We start from the raw sequence: 15,140 nt of genomic DNA on the forward strand, positions 1-15,140 counted from the left end.
TTTAAAGAAATATTGTAATATAATATATAAATATAAAACATTTTTACAAAGTGATGGAATTTATAAAAGATAGAATAAAAAGCATAATAGATCAGAACAAAGGCCATAATATAATTACTTTTGATGTTGGTGATAGGACTATTATTGCAAAGCATATAGTTATTGCTTCTGGTGACTCAAATCGTCATGTAAAAGCTTTAGCTGAGCATATAGTAAAGGACCTTAAACGGTATTATAAAATAGAAATTGAAGGAATGCATGATGGTAATTGGGTAGTTTTAAGTTTTCAAGATATAATGGTTCATATATTTAAGCCAGAAGTCAGAGAATATTACAAAATAGAGGCACTATGGCAGTAAAACAGTTATATGAATAAATCTGATTTTTTAAATTTTCTTGAAGAAAGGGGATCTCTATACCAATGTACAAATATTACAGGGTTAGACCAATTATTAATTCAGGATAATCATATAGTAGCATATATTGGTTTTGATTGTACTGCTCCAAGTTTGCATATCGGTAGTATGATTCAAATTATGGTGCTGCGTAGTTTGCAAAAGTTTGGGTATAAACCAATAGTACTACTTGGTGGCACTACAACTAAGGTTGGTGACCCTACTGGTAAAGATAAAGCAAGAATCGTTCTGCCAACAGAAGAAGTCAATAGAAACATTAATGGTATCAGGGAAGCCCTGGAAAGAATTATATTCTTTGGTGACGGGATATCAGATGCAGTAATAGTGAATAACGAGGAATGGCTTGATGAATTAGGATATATAGATTTTTTATGCAATATAGGCACACATGTTTCTGTAAATAATATGCTAACTTTTGATAGCGTAAGGACCAGATTAGAAAGAGAACAAAATCTTAGCTTTCTAGAGTTTAACTATATGTTACTTCAGGCCTATGATTTTACTGAGTTAAGTAAGAGATATGGATGCCGCTTGCAAATTGGTGGATCAGATCAATGGGGGAATATAGTAAACGGGATTGATTTAGGGAGAAGGCTTGGGTTAGCTGAGCTTTTTGGTTTAACTACTCCACTTATATTAAATCATAAAGGAAAAAAAATGGGTAAAACTGAGAGTGGTGCTATATGGATAAATAGCAGACCTTATGACTACTGGCAATATTTCCGCAATATAGATGATCAAGATGTAGGACGATTTTTAAGACTGTTGACAGATTTACCTATTGATGAAATAAAAAAATTAGAATTATTACAGGATCAAGAAATAAACGAAGCAAAAAAGATCTTAGCGACAGAAGCAACAAAAATATGTCACGGTAAAGAAGAAGCAGAATATGCAAGATCTGCAGCAGTTGCAGCATTTGAGAATAAGGATAGCTCATTATTGCATGACTATACCTTGAAAAAAGAGCAGCTTATTAGAGGAATCCCTTTAATAGATCTATTATGTTTAACCGGACTAGAGTCATCTAAAAATACTGCGAAACGTTTAATACAAGCTAGTGGATGTAGAATTAATGATCAGATTATTCAAAATATTGATTATGTGATAAGCACTAAAAATTTTGAAGATAAGTCATTTATAAAGCTTTCTTCAGGTAAAAAACGTCACATAAAGGTTGTGATTATTTAAGTAATTTTAGATTTTCTAAATTTGTATATTGAGATTTTTAAATTTTTGTCTAAGAACCTGTTCATAATCTTTTGAGAAGTAAAACAGCAAAAGCTAAAACAACCATTTGCAGGCTAGTGTTGAGCTATTTCTCGCAGTTTTTCCACAATCGTCTACATTAGACCTTTTGCGAAACAGAAAATTATTGCAAAAGCGTAAAAAATGTATCTTTTGATAAAGTTTTTCCTGTTTTATAGCCCTTTCTTCGATAACCCGAAGACGATAAAATGTATATTAGGAGGGTTAGATGCTAGCAGCATATAGCAAGGAAAAAGGCAATGGAAGCTTTATATGAAGGAGAAAGTAGAGAAATGGTAGTACAGAAGTTTAAAATAGGAAAAACTACTTTTTGATCTATTCGAACTATTATGAAATACGCTATAAAGGCTATCCAACTCAATAGTTTTTGGATCCCAGAGAATCTTCTCTGAGCATTAATTTCGCAAAAGGTCTTGTAAAAACAAACCTTTAAAGATATTTAATTGACACGTATATTTTTTTTATATATACATACTCAATACATTCAGGATGTATACATGGCAGATTTTAAAAAAGCATATTTTATAGATTTTGTGGTATGGAGTGCACTTGTAGGGTGTGCTGTAAATTCCAGCCTAAAGCTAGGGTATTTTGCAGCTTTATCGCCTTTAGCAATTAACTTCATTATCGCTGCTTCAGTCACTACAGTATTGGGAGTTTACTTATTATATAAGGAAAGAAAAGGTTTTGAGCACAAAGATTACTTTAAATTATTAGGTATACTGATTGCTAATCTGGTAGCTTCAACAATTATTGGTAAGATTATAAATTCTTTATTTTCTGGAATAACTGCTACAAGTTTAATTACAGGATTGATTATAGGACCTGCAGCACTATTCTCTACAGTTGTGTGTATTTCACACTTAAGTTTCCTATGGAAAAATGAAGATGCTGTAGTTCTAAGCGATAGCCTTGTATTTGCAGCATTATCTGCATTATCTGGTTGTGTAGTAGGGTTACTTCTAAGCTCTGCATCTTTCTCTCCATTAATAGTTGGCACTTTTGCTGGTGCTACTTTCTGCACTATCTGCACATTGAAATTACTAGGAAGTGATTGCTGCAATAAAGACAAAGCAGCAACTATTTCGCTGTGTATAGCAGTTGCTGCTGGTATGACTACCGTTATAAATTCTGTATTTCCTTATGTAATATTAGGGCCATTGTGGCAAGCAGCTTTAGCATGTGCAGCAATAGGGGGAGTGACACCAGATGTGACTTCTGCTTTGTGTCGTGTAGTAATACATAGGGGAATAAATTCTTCTTATGTACGAGATCAAGATGTGTATGATGGTGTATAAAGCACAGGTGTCACAGAAGGATTGTATGTTGTAACATACAGTTTGATGAAATTATCCTCTTTATTTTTGCTTTTATGCTATCTACCTTGGGTTAGCAATCCCAGAAAATTAACATACAAATAATATCAATAGCTACTTAGTTTTACTTTACCACTAAAATTGGTTAATGCATTCCACTGTACTTCATTTAAAATTTTTGTACCAAGCTCTAGTGCTTTATTGCTTCTAAAGACTTAGAACCTGTTCATAATCTTTTGAGAAGTAAAACAGCAAAAGCCAAAACAACCATTTGCAGGCTAGTGTTGAGCTGTTTCTCGCAAGTTTTTCCACAATCTCAAGCAAAGGAGCGTTCCACAACCCATCTTGTTGGCAGCACAAAAAAGAGTGCAGGCTCAACAGTTGCACCAATCATCTCTTTTATCTTAGTTGCAAAATTCTCTCCCTGAGTCAACTCTTGATCTCCAAAAGGTTTTCTCTTACATCATTTCTATAGCACCGCTCTCCGATCAGTCTGTTGTCACGTAAATTGCATGCCTTACGTATCTACTGCAATATGGCGTTTACCTTTTCCATACCCTTTCTCTTTAGCAGTATCTCTGTGTTTGACACTTTGTGCATCAATTATGCAGAAGCTGGTTTTTTCTTTCCGACCATTGTTTCGTCGGACCTCGCCAACTATTTTTCTAGCGCTAGAATACTTTCTTTATTTGTGTCCTGTCCACTTCTTGAAGTAATCATAACAGCTTTGGAAATTCTTTCGGTAACATTCCCCATTGGCAACCACTTTTCAAAACATACAACACTCCACAAAATACATCCCACCTTCCTTGGTTTTGTCTTCTTTCGACAAGATTCAAGCTCTGGCAATATGATTGCGAGCTGCTCTTTACTTACATCGCTTGGACTTATATTCTTTTCTTACCTTTTCTTTTAGATCGCGTACAGGTTCTAATACATTTTAGGTCTGCTTAAATATAAAGCTTTAGCATCATTTAATTTCTGCCGGTTTTTCAACCTATAAAGTACTAATAATCCTGCATGTCTTGCATCTAATGCAGATAGTGCTAAATAGTCTTCATTAATTACTTCGGGCTCTGATAATTGTAACAAGCTACTATCAAACAATTGTGTATAAATTTCTTTAGAACTTTTTATTGTGCTTCTAATATTCTCTTTGCTACCTTTCTTTAGTGAAGATATAGCATATGCTTGAGCTTCTAGAGCACTAATACCATATAATGGTTTGTTTGTTGCAATACTGATCCCTGTAGCAGCTGAGAGTCCAACTCTAATACCAGTAAAACTTCCAGGGCCAGTTACTACTACCAAATGATCTATTTTATCATAGTTGTAACCATATTTATCAAATAGGGTATCCAGAACACTAAAAAATGATTCTGCATGATTATTAGCAACAATATTATGTTCTATAAAATAGTTACCATTATAATCAATAATTGCTATTGAACTATAGCTGCCTATAGTATCAATTGCTAAGATGGACATAGTCTTTTATAGAGTTTTGTAAATACCATAGCAAAAGCACCATTACCCATTACATTTGCAGAGGTAATAATTGGATCAAAAATCATGTATAATGCAACAATCAATGAGAGCATTTCCGGAGAAAATTGCAGATATTGCTTAAGTATAGGAAGCATTACTATAATACCTCCTCCAGGAACAGCTGCTATAGCAAACATATATAACAGAAAATAGGAAATAAATGCTATATGATCTGCTGCGTAACTTGAGGTCATCATAGTAGCAAGAATTATGATAAAAAAGCAGTCTCCTACTAAATGAAAGTTGACTGTTATTGGAATAACAGATGAGACTATGTCATCTTGTTTAACATTTTTTTTGCTTGCTTTTAAAGTAAATGGCATGGTTACACTACTAGACATCGTACTTATTGCAGTAATAAAGGCAGGTGCCATATTGCCCATGCTTACTATCCAGCCTTTAATTCGGAACGAACTTGCTAATCCGTATAAGAGAAAAATATAACAATACATTGCAGATATTATAATAATAAAAACTATTGAATAATCTTTAAACAATGTAGTTAAGACTTGATCGTGCTGCATTTTTAATGTAAATCCAAGCACAAATATTGGAATTATTGGTGTTAAAAATGCTTTAAGAATAAAGAGTGTTAAGTCTAGCATTTTATATGAAAGCTCTTTGCTTTTTTTAGGAAAAAATGTAGAGATTATCATGCTAGTAAATAGCCCACAAATTAAAGCCTGAAGACTAGAAATTGGTGGTTTTAATTTAAGTGGCCATAATGGAATGATAGTTTCTATATGCTGTGCAACATTGTATTCTAAATACATATTGTGTGCTACAAAATGTCCAATACAGTATGCTGTTATACTCGAAATTAAGTTTGATAAGAAGATTGCCATTATAATGAATATTATAAATTTTATAGCTAACTTTTTAAGATTATTAATACTACTAAAAATTAGTACAAAAACAATAAGCGGCATTACATAGAGTAAGATTTCCTTTATGATGAAACTAACTGAATAGAGCAAGGTCGTTATATTAACCGGTACTAAATGTCCTAAAAATATAACGGAGGTAATTATTGTTAATAAAACTATCATTGCAGTCTAGTACAGTAAATCATCTGTTTAGTAAAGTAAAATTGCTGGCCATAGGCAGTCTTTAACTATATAATTAAATATTATAAATCAAATGAAATATGTATAAAATACTAGTTTTGCTGCTTGTAATATTGCCTTTTAACTTATCCTCAACTGCAATTGAGATTATTGCAGATGTAAACGGTAACCCAATTTCAAATTTAGACATTGATAAGCGCATCAAGTTGATTTCTTCATTATTTGGTAATTATCAAAAAGAGCAAATTCTAGAAGACTTAATCAATGAAATTATTATTGCAGATGAAACTGAAAAATTAAAGATACAGATTAAAGATGAAGAGTTAAATAACACTGTCAGGCTATTTTTTGTCTACAGCTTCGGGCTCAAGAATGAGGAAGTAGATAAGTATATAAATGAGCATAACATAGATTTTAATGCCCTAGCTAAGAAAATAAAATATGATTTGTTATTGCACAAAATGAACGCAATGATGCATCCTACTAGTAAAGTGAGTGACGAAGAATTGGAGAATGTTAGAAAACAAATGGAGCAACCAGATTATTTGATTTCTTTACAAGAAATAGTTATGCCGGAAGAAAAGAAAAATATTATGTATAATTTAGTAAAAAAATGGCGTGATGATAGCAATTTTATACCAGATCCTCCAGTAAAAATACACAAAACTATATTAAATTTGAATAAATTAATAGATAAAATGAGAAATATTTTGGTAAAATTAGAAATAGGAGATATTACTGATCCAATTTGTATAAATAAGGACCATTGTTCTATAATAAAAATAGTTGACAAAGTAAGAGTTGATTATGGATTGTTAAATAGTACATTAAGTTTAAAGCAAGTTACAGTACAAGATTCAGCAATAAATTTAAACAAAATTACTTGCGCAAACTTTGATGACATAGCAAAGCCAGAAGAAATAAAAGAATTTAAAATTAAGATGAAAGATTTAAATGCCGATTTACAAGTCGTATTCAGTAAAGGCAATATAAATGAAATAGCACGAATCCAAAATGGCAATATAGTAAAATTAATCATGTTATGTCATATTGAAAGCAATCCAACTAATATAGAAACATTAAAATCACTTATATATGGCCAAAATCTTATAGCACAGAGTAGTATATTGCTTGATAATATGCGTAAACATGCTGTAATTAACTACCGTAATAAGAAAAGCGTTAGAGTGTAAAAATTTGAGGATTCAAGATATCAGAATAGCTTAAAAAATAATAAAATGTAAAAAGAAGGAAGTTCTAATTAGTTCTTCATTGTTTCATAAGTCAGAGAAGATTGTCAAGTTTGCCAAGCAAGAACTCTGGTGCAGAGCCTCCCTCTATTCTCCTGACTTAATGAAATTGAGCACTACTGGTTTTGCTATCAAAAACAGAGCAAGGAAAAACATATCCCTGTGCAAATCTATTGATTCTACTTTTTTATTATCTATTCGAACTATTACGAAATATGCTATAATGTTACATAAAACTGAATTATATAGTTTAGTAATTATTTGTCTAGTAAGAAGTCACAAATTTTCTTGTCTGTGGCACTTTCAATGGTATGTAGTAAGGCAAGTGGTCCCTCACCATTAGTTATGATGGTTGTATTACCACCCCGTTCTTATGGAAATATTATTTAGGACTATATATGTCGCCACCTATCGCGTTTGCTATTCCTTCATATACAGGACTAATTACCATGTCATCCAACAAAGAAGCTACAACTGGCGTTACTGCCCCTATTGCTGTAAGTGCTAAAGCTGTCTGCAACAATGGCCATAACGTCGTTACACCATGCAGCACAAAAACACTACTAGGCAGTATATAACAACTTGCAACGGCAATCACACAAGCTGCTGCTGCTGCATTAATCAATATAGGGCATTTTGGACATTCTTCAAGAATGTTGGTTCTATTATCATACATTCTCTTTACAGAGAAAATACCAGAAACAGCTAAAGCACCAATAAAAGCGCCACCCATTGTTAAAGATGTAAATTTGCAAACTAATAAACCTATTACACAACAAGATACTGCACCTATCAATACATTAAGTCCCAGTTCCGAAGACTTACCACTGTTAAGATAATGACGGCTGATGAATGCAATACACAGACCTGTAGATAATGGTACTACAGATCCTATAATGAATCCTTTAGCTAAAACACACAACAAAGAGCTTATAGCCATACCAATAATTGTTGCAACTAATATATTTAGAATCATTATACCGATAAACTTATCCCACTCTTCTCTATTAAGGCCTTTTATCTTTGCTATACTATCTCCCATCTTTGCTACACTAAATAATAAGTACAAACCAAATGCTATAGTTACTAAAGCAGCGATAATTAAGTTAACCGCAATTAAGTTAACCGTTACAGGTGATAAAGGTAAAGCCGCAAAATAGCTTAGTTTTAACTTTAAAGATAAAGCCATAAAATAGCTTGATTTTAACTTTAAAATGTAACTTGCAGCACACCCTACAAGTGTACCATACGGCATAAACTCCATAAAATGTTTTATATTTGTAAAAGACTGTGTCATGTAAACCTCCTATTATAATAAATTAATACTGACATTATGTGTAAAGAAAATATACGTGTCAATTTTTATTATTATCATTTAGCATTGCTTTAAATAATAATCCTACACATATTAAACTTGTCGATGTTATACTTCCTCCATATGATAAAAATGGCAAAGGGTCACCTATAATCGGTAATAGACCGATAACCATGCCTATATTTATGAAAAAATGAATACCAAAAAAGGCAAAAACTCCTATTGATACTAACTTAAAAAAATAATTTTTTAATTTTAACGCGACATAAAGTATTATTGCTAAGAATGAAGTATAGAGCAAAATTAAAGTTATGCTTACTAAGAACCCCCATTCTTCACTTAATACAGCAAAAGCAAAATCTGTATATTTTTCAGGTAAAAATCCTAGTTGGGTTTGGCTACCGCTGACAAATCCTTTGCCAAAGAAACCACCTGATCCAATAGCTATCTTTGCTTGTTGCGTATTATAACCTATACCAGTTGGATCTGCTGAAGGATTTAAAAATGACAAAATCCTGCGTTTATGATAACTCTTTAAAAAAGGCCAAATAGTGGGTACTAGTACAACACTTAACATTCCACAAATAAATAGATGAGATTTTTTTGCTGTTGCAGTAAATACTATCGATCCTCCTATGTATAACATTATTACAGCAGTACCTAAATTAGGTTGTTTTAGCACCAAAATTACAGGTAAAGCAATTATAACAAATGGCTTGAATAAATTTTTGAATTCTGTTGTTCTGTATAGATTTTGCCTAGAAAAATGATAAGCAAGTGCAAGTATTATTCCTATTTTTGCATATTCTGAGGGCTGTAAACTGATTTTCCCTATTCTTATCCAACGTGTTGTACCAGCTATAGGTACACTGAAATAATTTGATATTAGCAGCAAAACAATTGCTGCCATGTAAATGAAATAAGCACAAGGTTCTATATCTGTCAATAATATTGCAATAATTACTGGAAAAAATGTACAAAATACGATCATTTGATGAGTTGCAAGTGGTGACCACTTTCCTCCAGCAGAAGAGTACTGTATAGCTATGCCCATAACAGAAAGAATAATCACATTAATGGATAACAACCAATAGATTTGCCTTACATTCATGATCATATAAAGTTACAATATAATTACAAAAGTTATAATATAAATTACAATAAAGCATTATATGTCAAAAATTGAGAAATTCCGGTCTTTTATGCATGTAATAAATGTTGATGCATTCATGTTGTATAGCAAAGATGAATTCTTACGTGAATATTCGGAAGGCTTAAAGAATATATGTAGTTTTACAGGCACAAATGGACTGTTAATTATTACAAAAAATGGTAAATGTCCATTTTTCACTGATGGACGTTATATTACGCAAGCTCATAATCAACTTGATCATAATACTTTTAAAATCTATACTATAGAAGCATATGACTGGATTAAAGAGAACCTTTCATCAACTACAAAACTAGGTTATTATTCAAATTATTTTACCATAAGTAACATTAGGAAATATAATGGTATATGTGAGTTAGTACCATGTTTAGATGAATCATATAAACAAGACAACAACCAGCAAATAGTCCTACACCCACTTAAGTATTCAGGTGAAAGCAGTCAACATAAATGTGCTAGAATAGCTGAGACTATAAACAAGGAAGAAGCAATATTTTTGACTAATGTGGATTCAATTTCTTGGTTATTAAATATAAGGAGTGAGAAGACACTATATACTCCACATGTGTTATGTCGTGCTATATTATATCAGGATGGTCAAGTCGATTTATTCATTTATGGAAAAGAACAAGATTCAAAGTTAGGAGATCATGTTAATGTTTTAAGTATTGATAAATTAGAAAGCGTGTTACATGGACTAAATGCAGTCATTGTAGATCCAGAAACAACTCCAGTAAATATAATAAACTTGGTTCAGAATAAGCGGATAATTGAAAGAGTTGATCCATGTTTACTCAATAAAGCAATAAAAAATGAGGCTGAAATAGCAGGGATGGTTGATGCACATGTACAGGATGCGGTTGCAGTCACAAATTTTCTATATTGGCTTGATAATAATGTAGATAATAAAATATCAGAACTTGATGCAGAAATAGAGCTTTTAAAACAGAGGAAGAGACAAAATTTATTTAAACAACCAAGTTTTCCAACAATTTCAGCCTTTAACGAAAATGCTGCAATCATTCATTATAGAGCAAGTAATAATACAAATAAAACAATAGAGAAAAACGGTCTGTACTTAATTGATTCTGGAGGTCAATATCTTAATGGTACAACTGATATCACAAGAACAGTTGCTATTGGCATTCCTAATAAAGAACAGATCACTTACTATACAATGGTATTAAAAGCTCACATTGCTTTAGCAAACGCAATTTTTCCTTCTGGTACTACTGGTGGAGAACTGGATATATTTGCACGTCAGCACCTATGGAAATTTGGTATGAACTACATGCACGGTACTGGACATGGTGTGGGTAGTTATTTATCTGTGCATGAAGGTCCACAAGCAATATCACAAGGAAACAAAATAAAATTAGTACCAGGTATGGTAGTTTCTAATGAGCCTGGTTATTACATTCCCCATAACTATGGAATTAGAATAGAAAATCTCATGTATGTCGATAAGAAAGCAAATAACTTTTTATGCTTTAAACAATTGACTTGTGTACCATATGATAAACGCTTAATAGATATGTCAATGCTGACTAAGGATGAAATAAATTGGTTAAACGACTATAATAAATTTGTTTATGAGAATTTAAAAAATCATATGGAAAATAAAGAATGGTTATATGAGTTATGTACACTGGACAGTATTTAATCTGACGATACAATAAAAGAGGAAGAAGGAAAGAATGTTTAGAACAGAAACAGATAGCTTTGGTGAAATAAAAGTACCGAATAAGTGCTATTGGGGAGCACAGACTCAACGTTCTCTAGAAAATTTTAAAATTGGTACTGAAAAAATGCCTGTAGTTTTAATCAAAGCTTTGGCAATAGTAAAGCTTGCAGCTGCCAGGGTAAATATGCAATATAAAGTTCTAGACAACCAAATTGGAAATGCAATCTGTCAAGCTGCAAATGAAATAATAAATGGCCAGTTTAACAATGAGTTTCCGCTTGTTGTATGGCAAACTGGATCTGGCACACAGACTAATATGAACATCAATGAGGTTATCAGTAATCGCGCAATAGAAATTCTGGGTAGTAAATTAGGAAGTAAGTTTCCTGTGCATCCAAATGATCATGTTAATTATGGACAATCTTCCAATGATACTTTTCCAACTGCAATGCATATTGCAGTAGTACAGCAAATAAGTAAACTTTTAATTCCAAATCTTGCAGAGTTGTATAAGGCATTGGAGAGTAAAGTAGAGGAATTTAAGAAGATAATAAAGGTTGGGCGTACACATCTCCAAGATGCTATACCATTGACTCTAGGTCAAGAATTTTCTGGTTATGCAATACAAATCAAGAAGGGAATAGAAAGAGTGAAATTAGCATTGAATGATGTTTATGAACTTGCACAGGGTGGTACTGCTGTTGGTACTGGGTTGAACGCTAAAAAAGGCTTTGCTACGGATTTTGTTAAAGAGGTTGTAGAGATTACTGGTATGCCCTTTACTTCTGCAAATAACAAATTTGAAGCACTTGCAGCAAATGATGCACTAGTTGAATTGAGTGGCACGCTTAATACCATTGCTGTAAGCTTAATGAAGATCGCAAATGATATCAGACTTCTCGGTTCAGGACCAAGGTGTGGGATTAATGAAATAATATTACCAGAAAACGAACCTGGATCTTCAATCATGCCAGGTAAAGTGAATCCAACGCAATGTGAAGCGGTAACCATGGTATGTGCGCAAGTAATGGGTAATCATGTTACTATTACAATTGCTGGTTCAAATGGTCATCTCGAGTTGAATGTATTTAAACCAGTAATTATCTACAACGTACTACAATCCATACAGCTTTTAGCTGATTCTAGCTTAAATTTTGCAAAAAAGTGTATTATTGATATCAAGGCAAACAGAGAGAGAATAAATAATTTGCTAGATCAATCTTTAATGTTAGTAACGATTTTAAATACACATATAGGTTATGATAATGCAGCAAAGATAGCAAAACTTGCTTATGATAAAGGTATTACGCTTAAAGAAGCAGCTATCAAGCTCTCATTGGTCAGTGCAGAAGAATTTGATAAAATAGTAAAACCAGAAAAAATGGTAAATCTATGATTTGTTTTTATTTAGTATCTTTTTTATCCTTTTATTTGCTAATATTTTCAACTCGTTGCTGTATCTATGGTAATTATGCTTTATGGTATATAATTCATAAGCAGAATTATAATCCATACCTGGATAATATGAATAATCAAATTTACAATCTACCGTATTGACTGTAGAGTTTTCCACATGGCCTTTGTTTTCTACAGAGAATGTTAAAAACGGAAAAAAAACTAACAGTAAAATACTTATTATGTGCATAGCTTATTTGTACCATAATAAAAGTTTCATGTAAAAGACATTTATGTACGGCTTGTGGTTGCAGTTACGGAAAATTTATGAAAATCAAGATTGGAATTATAGGATGTTTAGGAAAAATGGGAAAAGCAATAATTCAGGAAGTAGTGGCGCATGATAAAACTGAAATTGTAGCTGCAGTTGCGCGTTCAAATATAGGTGAAGATTATAGAGGAGTGAAAATTACGGATTCTATCAGTGATGCATTTAAAATATCTGATATTGTGATAGATTTTACAGTAAGGGAGAGTATGATAGAATGTTTAGACGCAGCTGTAGAATTTAAGAAACCATTAGTTAGTGGTACAACTGGCATAGAAGATATGGATTTATATAAGTATTCTAGTAAAGTGCCGATATTATGGTCTGCTAACATGAGTGTTGGTGTAAATATATTATTAAAATTGGTAAAAGAGGCAGCTGAACTTTTAGGTGGTGAATATGACGTTGAAATCTGGGAAATGCATCATAATTTAAAAAAAGATTCTCCATCAGGTACAGCAATAGAACTTGGTAAAACAATAGCAGAGACTTTAAAAATAGACTTTTGTATTAATAGGCAGTTTCCCACTATCAGACAAAAAGGAAATATAGGTTTTGCTGTGTCACGTGGTGGTGGAGTGATTGGAGATCATAATGTAATGTTTGTTAATTCTGATGAACGAGTAGAATTAAGTCACAAGGTAATTAACAGAGAAGTTTTTGCTAAAGGTGCTGTTAAAGCAGCAATATGGTTATATGAAAATAAGAGAAATAGCCCAGGACTTTATTCAATGCAAGAGGTAATATGATACATGCTTCTGTGAAAGAGCTAAATCTCTGGTATGGTGTTAAACAAGTCTTATTTGAAATAAGTTTAGATATTTATAAGAAAACAATTACTACCCTTATCGGACCTTCTGGATGTGGAAAATCGACGTTTTTACGTTGTTTTAATCGTATGAATGATTATGTTCCTGGATGTAAAGTTACTGGTGAATTGAATATAGATGGATTAGGTAATATATATTTGCGTGATATGGATGTTGTATTACTTAGGTCAAAAGTTGGCATGGTATTTCAGAAACCTAATCCTTTCCCTAAATCTATATACGACAATGTTGCTTATGGACCTAAATTACATGGTATCATAAAAAATAAACAGAAGTTAGATGAAGTAGTGGAAAATAGTCTCACTAAGGTAGGCTTATGGGATGAGTTAAAAGACAGGTTAAGGGAAAGTGCGCTGGAGCTCTCTGGTGGACAACAACAAAGGCTATGCATAGCACGTGCAATTGCAGTTAAGCCTGCCATGTTATTAATGGATGAGCCATGTTCAGCTCTCGACCCAATGGCAACAAATGCAATAGAGAATCTTATACAAGAATTGAAAACGAAATTTACTATACTTATGGTAACTCACTCTATGAAGCAAGCTAAAAAACTGTCTGATAGTGTGGTATTTTTCTATAATGGAAGGATTATCGAATCTGGCAGTACTAACAAAATATTTGAAAACGCTCAATCTCCTTTAACACGAGAGTATATTGCTGATCACTAAAAGAGTTATTTTACTTTGAGAGCAAAAATAGAGAGAGTAAATTTTTCTATCATACGTTAGACCTTTTGCAATAATTTTCTATTTCGCAAAAGGTCTATTTAAAGTACTGCAAGGCATTCTCAAATATCTTCATACCGTCACCATATTTGCGCATATTTATTTCTAAACGTTTACATTTTTCTTTTTCCAATGTCCAATTATCTTGTTGATTAAAAAATATTGCACGCTCTGGATGAGGCATTAAAGCTAGTACTCTACCACTCTTATCAGATAATCCTGCTAAATCATATGTTGACCCATTGGGGTTATGAGGAAACTTCAGATTAGTATATTCACCATCATCATTAATATAACGTAGTGCAACACCACTGTTTGCTATTAATTTATCTAATGTTTTATGATCCATAAAAAATCTACCTTCTCCATGAGCAATTGGAAGATACAATTCATCTAAACCTGATAACCAAAACGAGTTACTGGCTTTAACCCTTATCCAGCGGCAATAATAATTACCTATTTCATTATTGATTAGTGCTACATTAGAAAACTCTGGAATAAGCCTGACTAATATTTGACATCCATTACATATCCCTATTACTAGTTTATCCTTGGATAAGAATTCTTGAAATTCATCCAATAAATTATTTTTTATACGTAAAGCAAATGCATTGCCAGCACCGACATCATCACCATAAGAAAAGCCGCCAGGAATAGCAAGTATATTACTTGACATTAGTTCATCTGGATTATCGATAATTTCATTTATATGAATTATTTTTATATTAATATTGTCTATACCAAGTAATTTACTACATTCTATAAATGCAAATGCTGTCTCCTTTTCACAATTTAACCCGTAACCATATAAAACTATCACTTTCAT

14 protein-coding genes and 1 pseudogene are annotated in these 15,140 nt (G+C 32.4%); 8 read left to right on the forward strand and 7 right to left on the reverse strand.

Features of this window, described 5'->3' with window-relative positions; all coding sequences use genetic code 11:
* Nucleotides 1-53: 53 nt before the first annotated feature.
* From rsfS to BIY23_RS00420, 3 genes are all read left to right on the forward strand, one after another.
* A complete protein-coding gene (rsfS, locus tag BIY23_RS00410) occupies nucleotides 54-359 on the forward strand; it encodes a ribosome silencing factor (protein ID WP_070064604.1) in 306 nt (101 codons plus the stop codon).
* A gap of 9 nt (nucleotides 360-368) precedes the next feature.
* A complete protein-coding gene (gene tyrS / locus BIY23_RS00415) occupies nucleotides 369-1,607 on the forward strand; it encodes a tyrosine--tRNA ligase (protein ID WP_070064605.1) in 1,239 nt (412 codons plus the stop codon).
* 575 nt (nucleotides 1,608-2,182) lie between these two features.
* Nucleotides 2,183-2,983, forward strand: coding sequence for a hypothetical protein (locus tag BIY23_RS00420; protein ID WP_070064606.1), 801 nt, complete (start codon nucleotides 2,183-2,185; stop codon nucleotides 2,981-2,983).
* A gap of 244 nt (nucleotides 2,984-3,227) precedes the next feature.
* Here the strand turns inward: BIY23_RS00420 and BIY23_RS04805 are convergent.
* From BIY23_RS04805 to BIY23_RS00440, 3 genes and pseudogenes are all read right to left on the reverse strand, one after another.
* Nucleotides 3,228-3,892: pseudogene (locus BIY23_RS04805) on the reverse strand (transposase).
* Between the two features lie 39 nt (nucleotides 3,893-3,931).
* Nucleotides 3,932-4,489: a tRNA (adenosine(37)-N6)-threonylcarbamoyltransferase complex dimerization subunit type 1 TsaB gene (gene tsaB / locus BIY23_RS00435; RefSeq protein WP_070064608.1), complete on the reverse strand. Its 558-nt coding sequence runs from the start codon at nucleotides 4,487-4,489 to the stop codon at nucleotides 3,932-3,934.
* A complete protein-coding gene (locus BIY23_RS00440) occupies nucleotides 4,477-5,598 on the reverse strand; it encodes a cation:dicarboxylate symporter family transporter (protein WP_070064609.1) in 1,122 nt (373 codons plus the stop codon). The genes tsaB and BIY23_RS00440 overlap by 13 nt, the downstream gene beginning before the upstream one ends.
* A 98-nt stretch (nucleotides 5,599-5,696) precedes the next feature.
* Between BIY23_RS00440 and BIY23_RS00445 the strand changes: the two genes are divergently transcribed.
* The gene (locus BIY23_RS00445; protein ID WP_070064610.1) at nucleotides 5,697-6,809 is read left to right on the forward strand and encodes a SurA N-terminal domain-containing protein; all 1,113 of its coding nucleotides are present in this window, start codon (nucleotides 5,697-5,699) and stop codon (nucleotides 6,807-6,809) included.
* Nucleotides 6,810-7,248: 439 nt separating this feature from the next.
* Here the strand turns inward: BIY23_RS00445 and BIY23_RS00450 are convergent, their stop codons facing one another.
* Together BIY23_RS00450 and rodA are read right to left on the reverse strand one after the other, a co-directional pair.
* Complete coding sequence (locus BIY23_RS00450) at nucleotides 7,249-8,163, reverse strand: hypothetical protein (protein WP_070064611.1); 915 nt, start codon at nucleotides 8,161-8,163, stop codon at nucleotides 7,249-7,251.
* Nucleotides 8,164-8,221: 58 nt separating this feature from the next.
* Nucleotides 8,222-9,295, reverse strand: coding sequence for a rod shape-determining protein RodA (gene rodA, locus BIY23_RS00455; protein WP_148115203.1), 1,074 nt, complete (start codon nucleotides 9,293-9,295; stop codon nucleotides 8,222-8,224).
* Between the two features lie 58 nt (nucleotides 9,296-9,353).
* Between rodA and BIY23_RS00460 the strand changes: the two genes are divergently transcribed.
* A complete protein-coding gene (locus tag BIY23_RS00460) occupies nucleotides 9,354-11,015 on the forward strand; it encodes an aminopeptidase P family protein (RefSeq protein ID WP_070064612.1) in 1,662 nt (553 codons plus the stop codon).
* A gap of 34 nt (nucleotides 11,016-11,049) precedes the next feature.
* On the forward strand, nucleotides 11,050-12,432 hold the full coding sequence (fumC, locus tag BIY23_RS00465) for a class II fumarate hydratase (protein WP_070064613.1): 1,383 nt from the start codon (nucleotides 11,050-11,052) through the stop codon (nucleotides 12,430-12,432).
* Here fumC and BIY23_RS00470 read toward each other — a convergent pair.
* Nucleotides 12,427-12,681 (reverse strand): hypothetical protein, encoded by a 255-nt coding sequence (locus tag BIY23_RS00470; RefSeq protein WP_070064614.1) that lies wholly within the window; start codon nucleotides 12,679-12,681, stop codon nucleotides 12,427-12,429. The genes fumC and BIY23_RS00470 overlap by 6 nt on opposite strands.
* A gap of 77 nt (nucleotides 12,682-12,758) precedes the next feature.
* Between BIY23_RS00470 and dapB the strand changes: the two genes are divergently transcribed.
* Complete coding sequence (gene dapB / locus BIY23_RS00475; protein WP_070064615.1) at nucleotides 12,759-13,508, forward strand: 4-hydroxy-tetrahydrodipicolinate reductase; 750 nt, start codon at nucleotides 12,759-12,761, stop codon at nucleotides 13,506-13,508.
* Entirely contained in the window at nucleotides 13,505-14,257 is a 753-nt protein-coding gene (gene pstB / locus BIY23_RS00480) for a phosphate ABC transporter ATP-binding protein PstB (RefSeq protein ID WP_070064616.1), read from the forward strand. Before dapB ends, pstB begins: the two co-directional genes overlap by 4 nt.
* Nucleotides 14,258-14,351: 94 nt before the next feature.
* Here pstB and BIY23_RS00485 read toward each other — a convergent pair whose 3' ends face one another.
* Nucleotides 14,352-15,140, reverse strand: coding sequence for a phosphoribosylformylglycinamidine synthase subunit PurQ (locus tag BIY23_RS00485; protein ID WP_070064617.1), 789 nt, complete (start codon nucleotides 15,138-15,140; stop codon nucleotides 14,352-14,354).

Source organism: Wolbachia pipientis, from assembly GCF_001752665.1.
Taxonomy (GTDB): Bacteria; Pseudomonadota; Alphaproteobacteria; order Rickettsiales; family Anaplasmataceae; genus Wolbachia; species Wolbachia pipientis_A.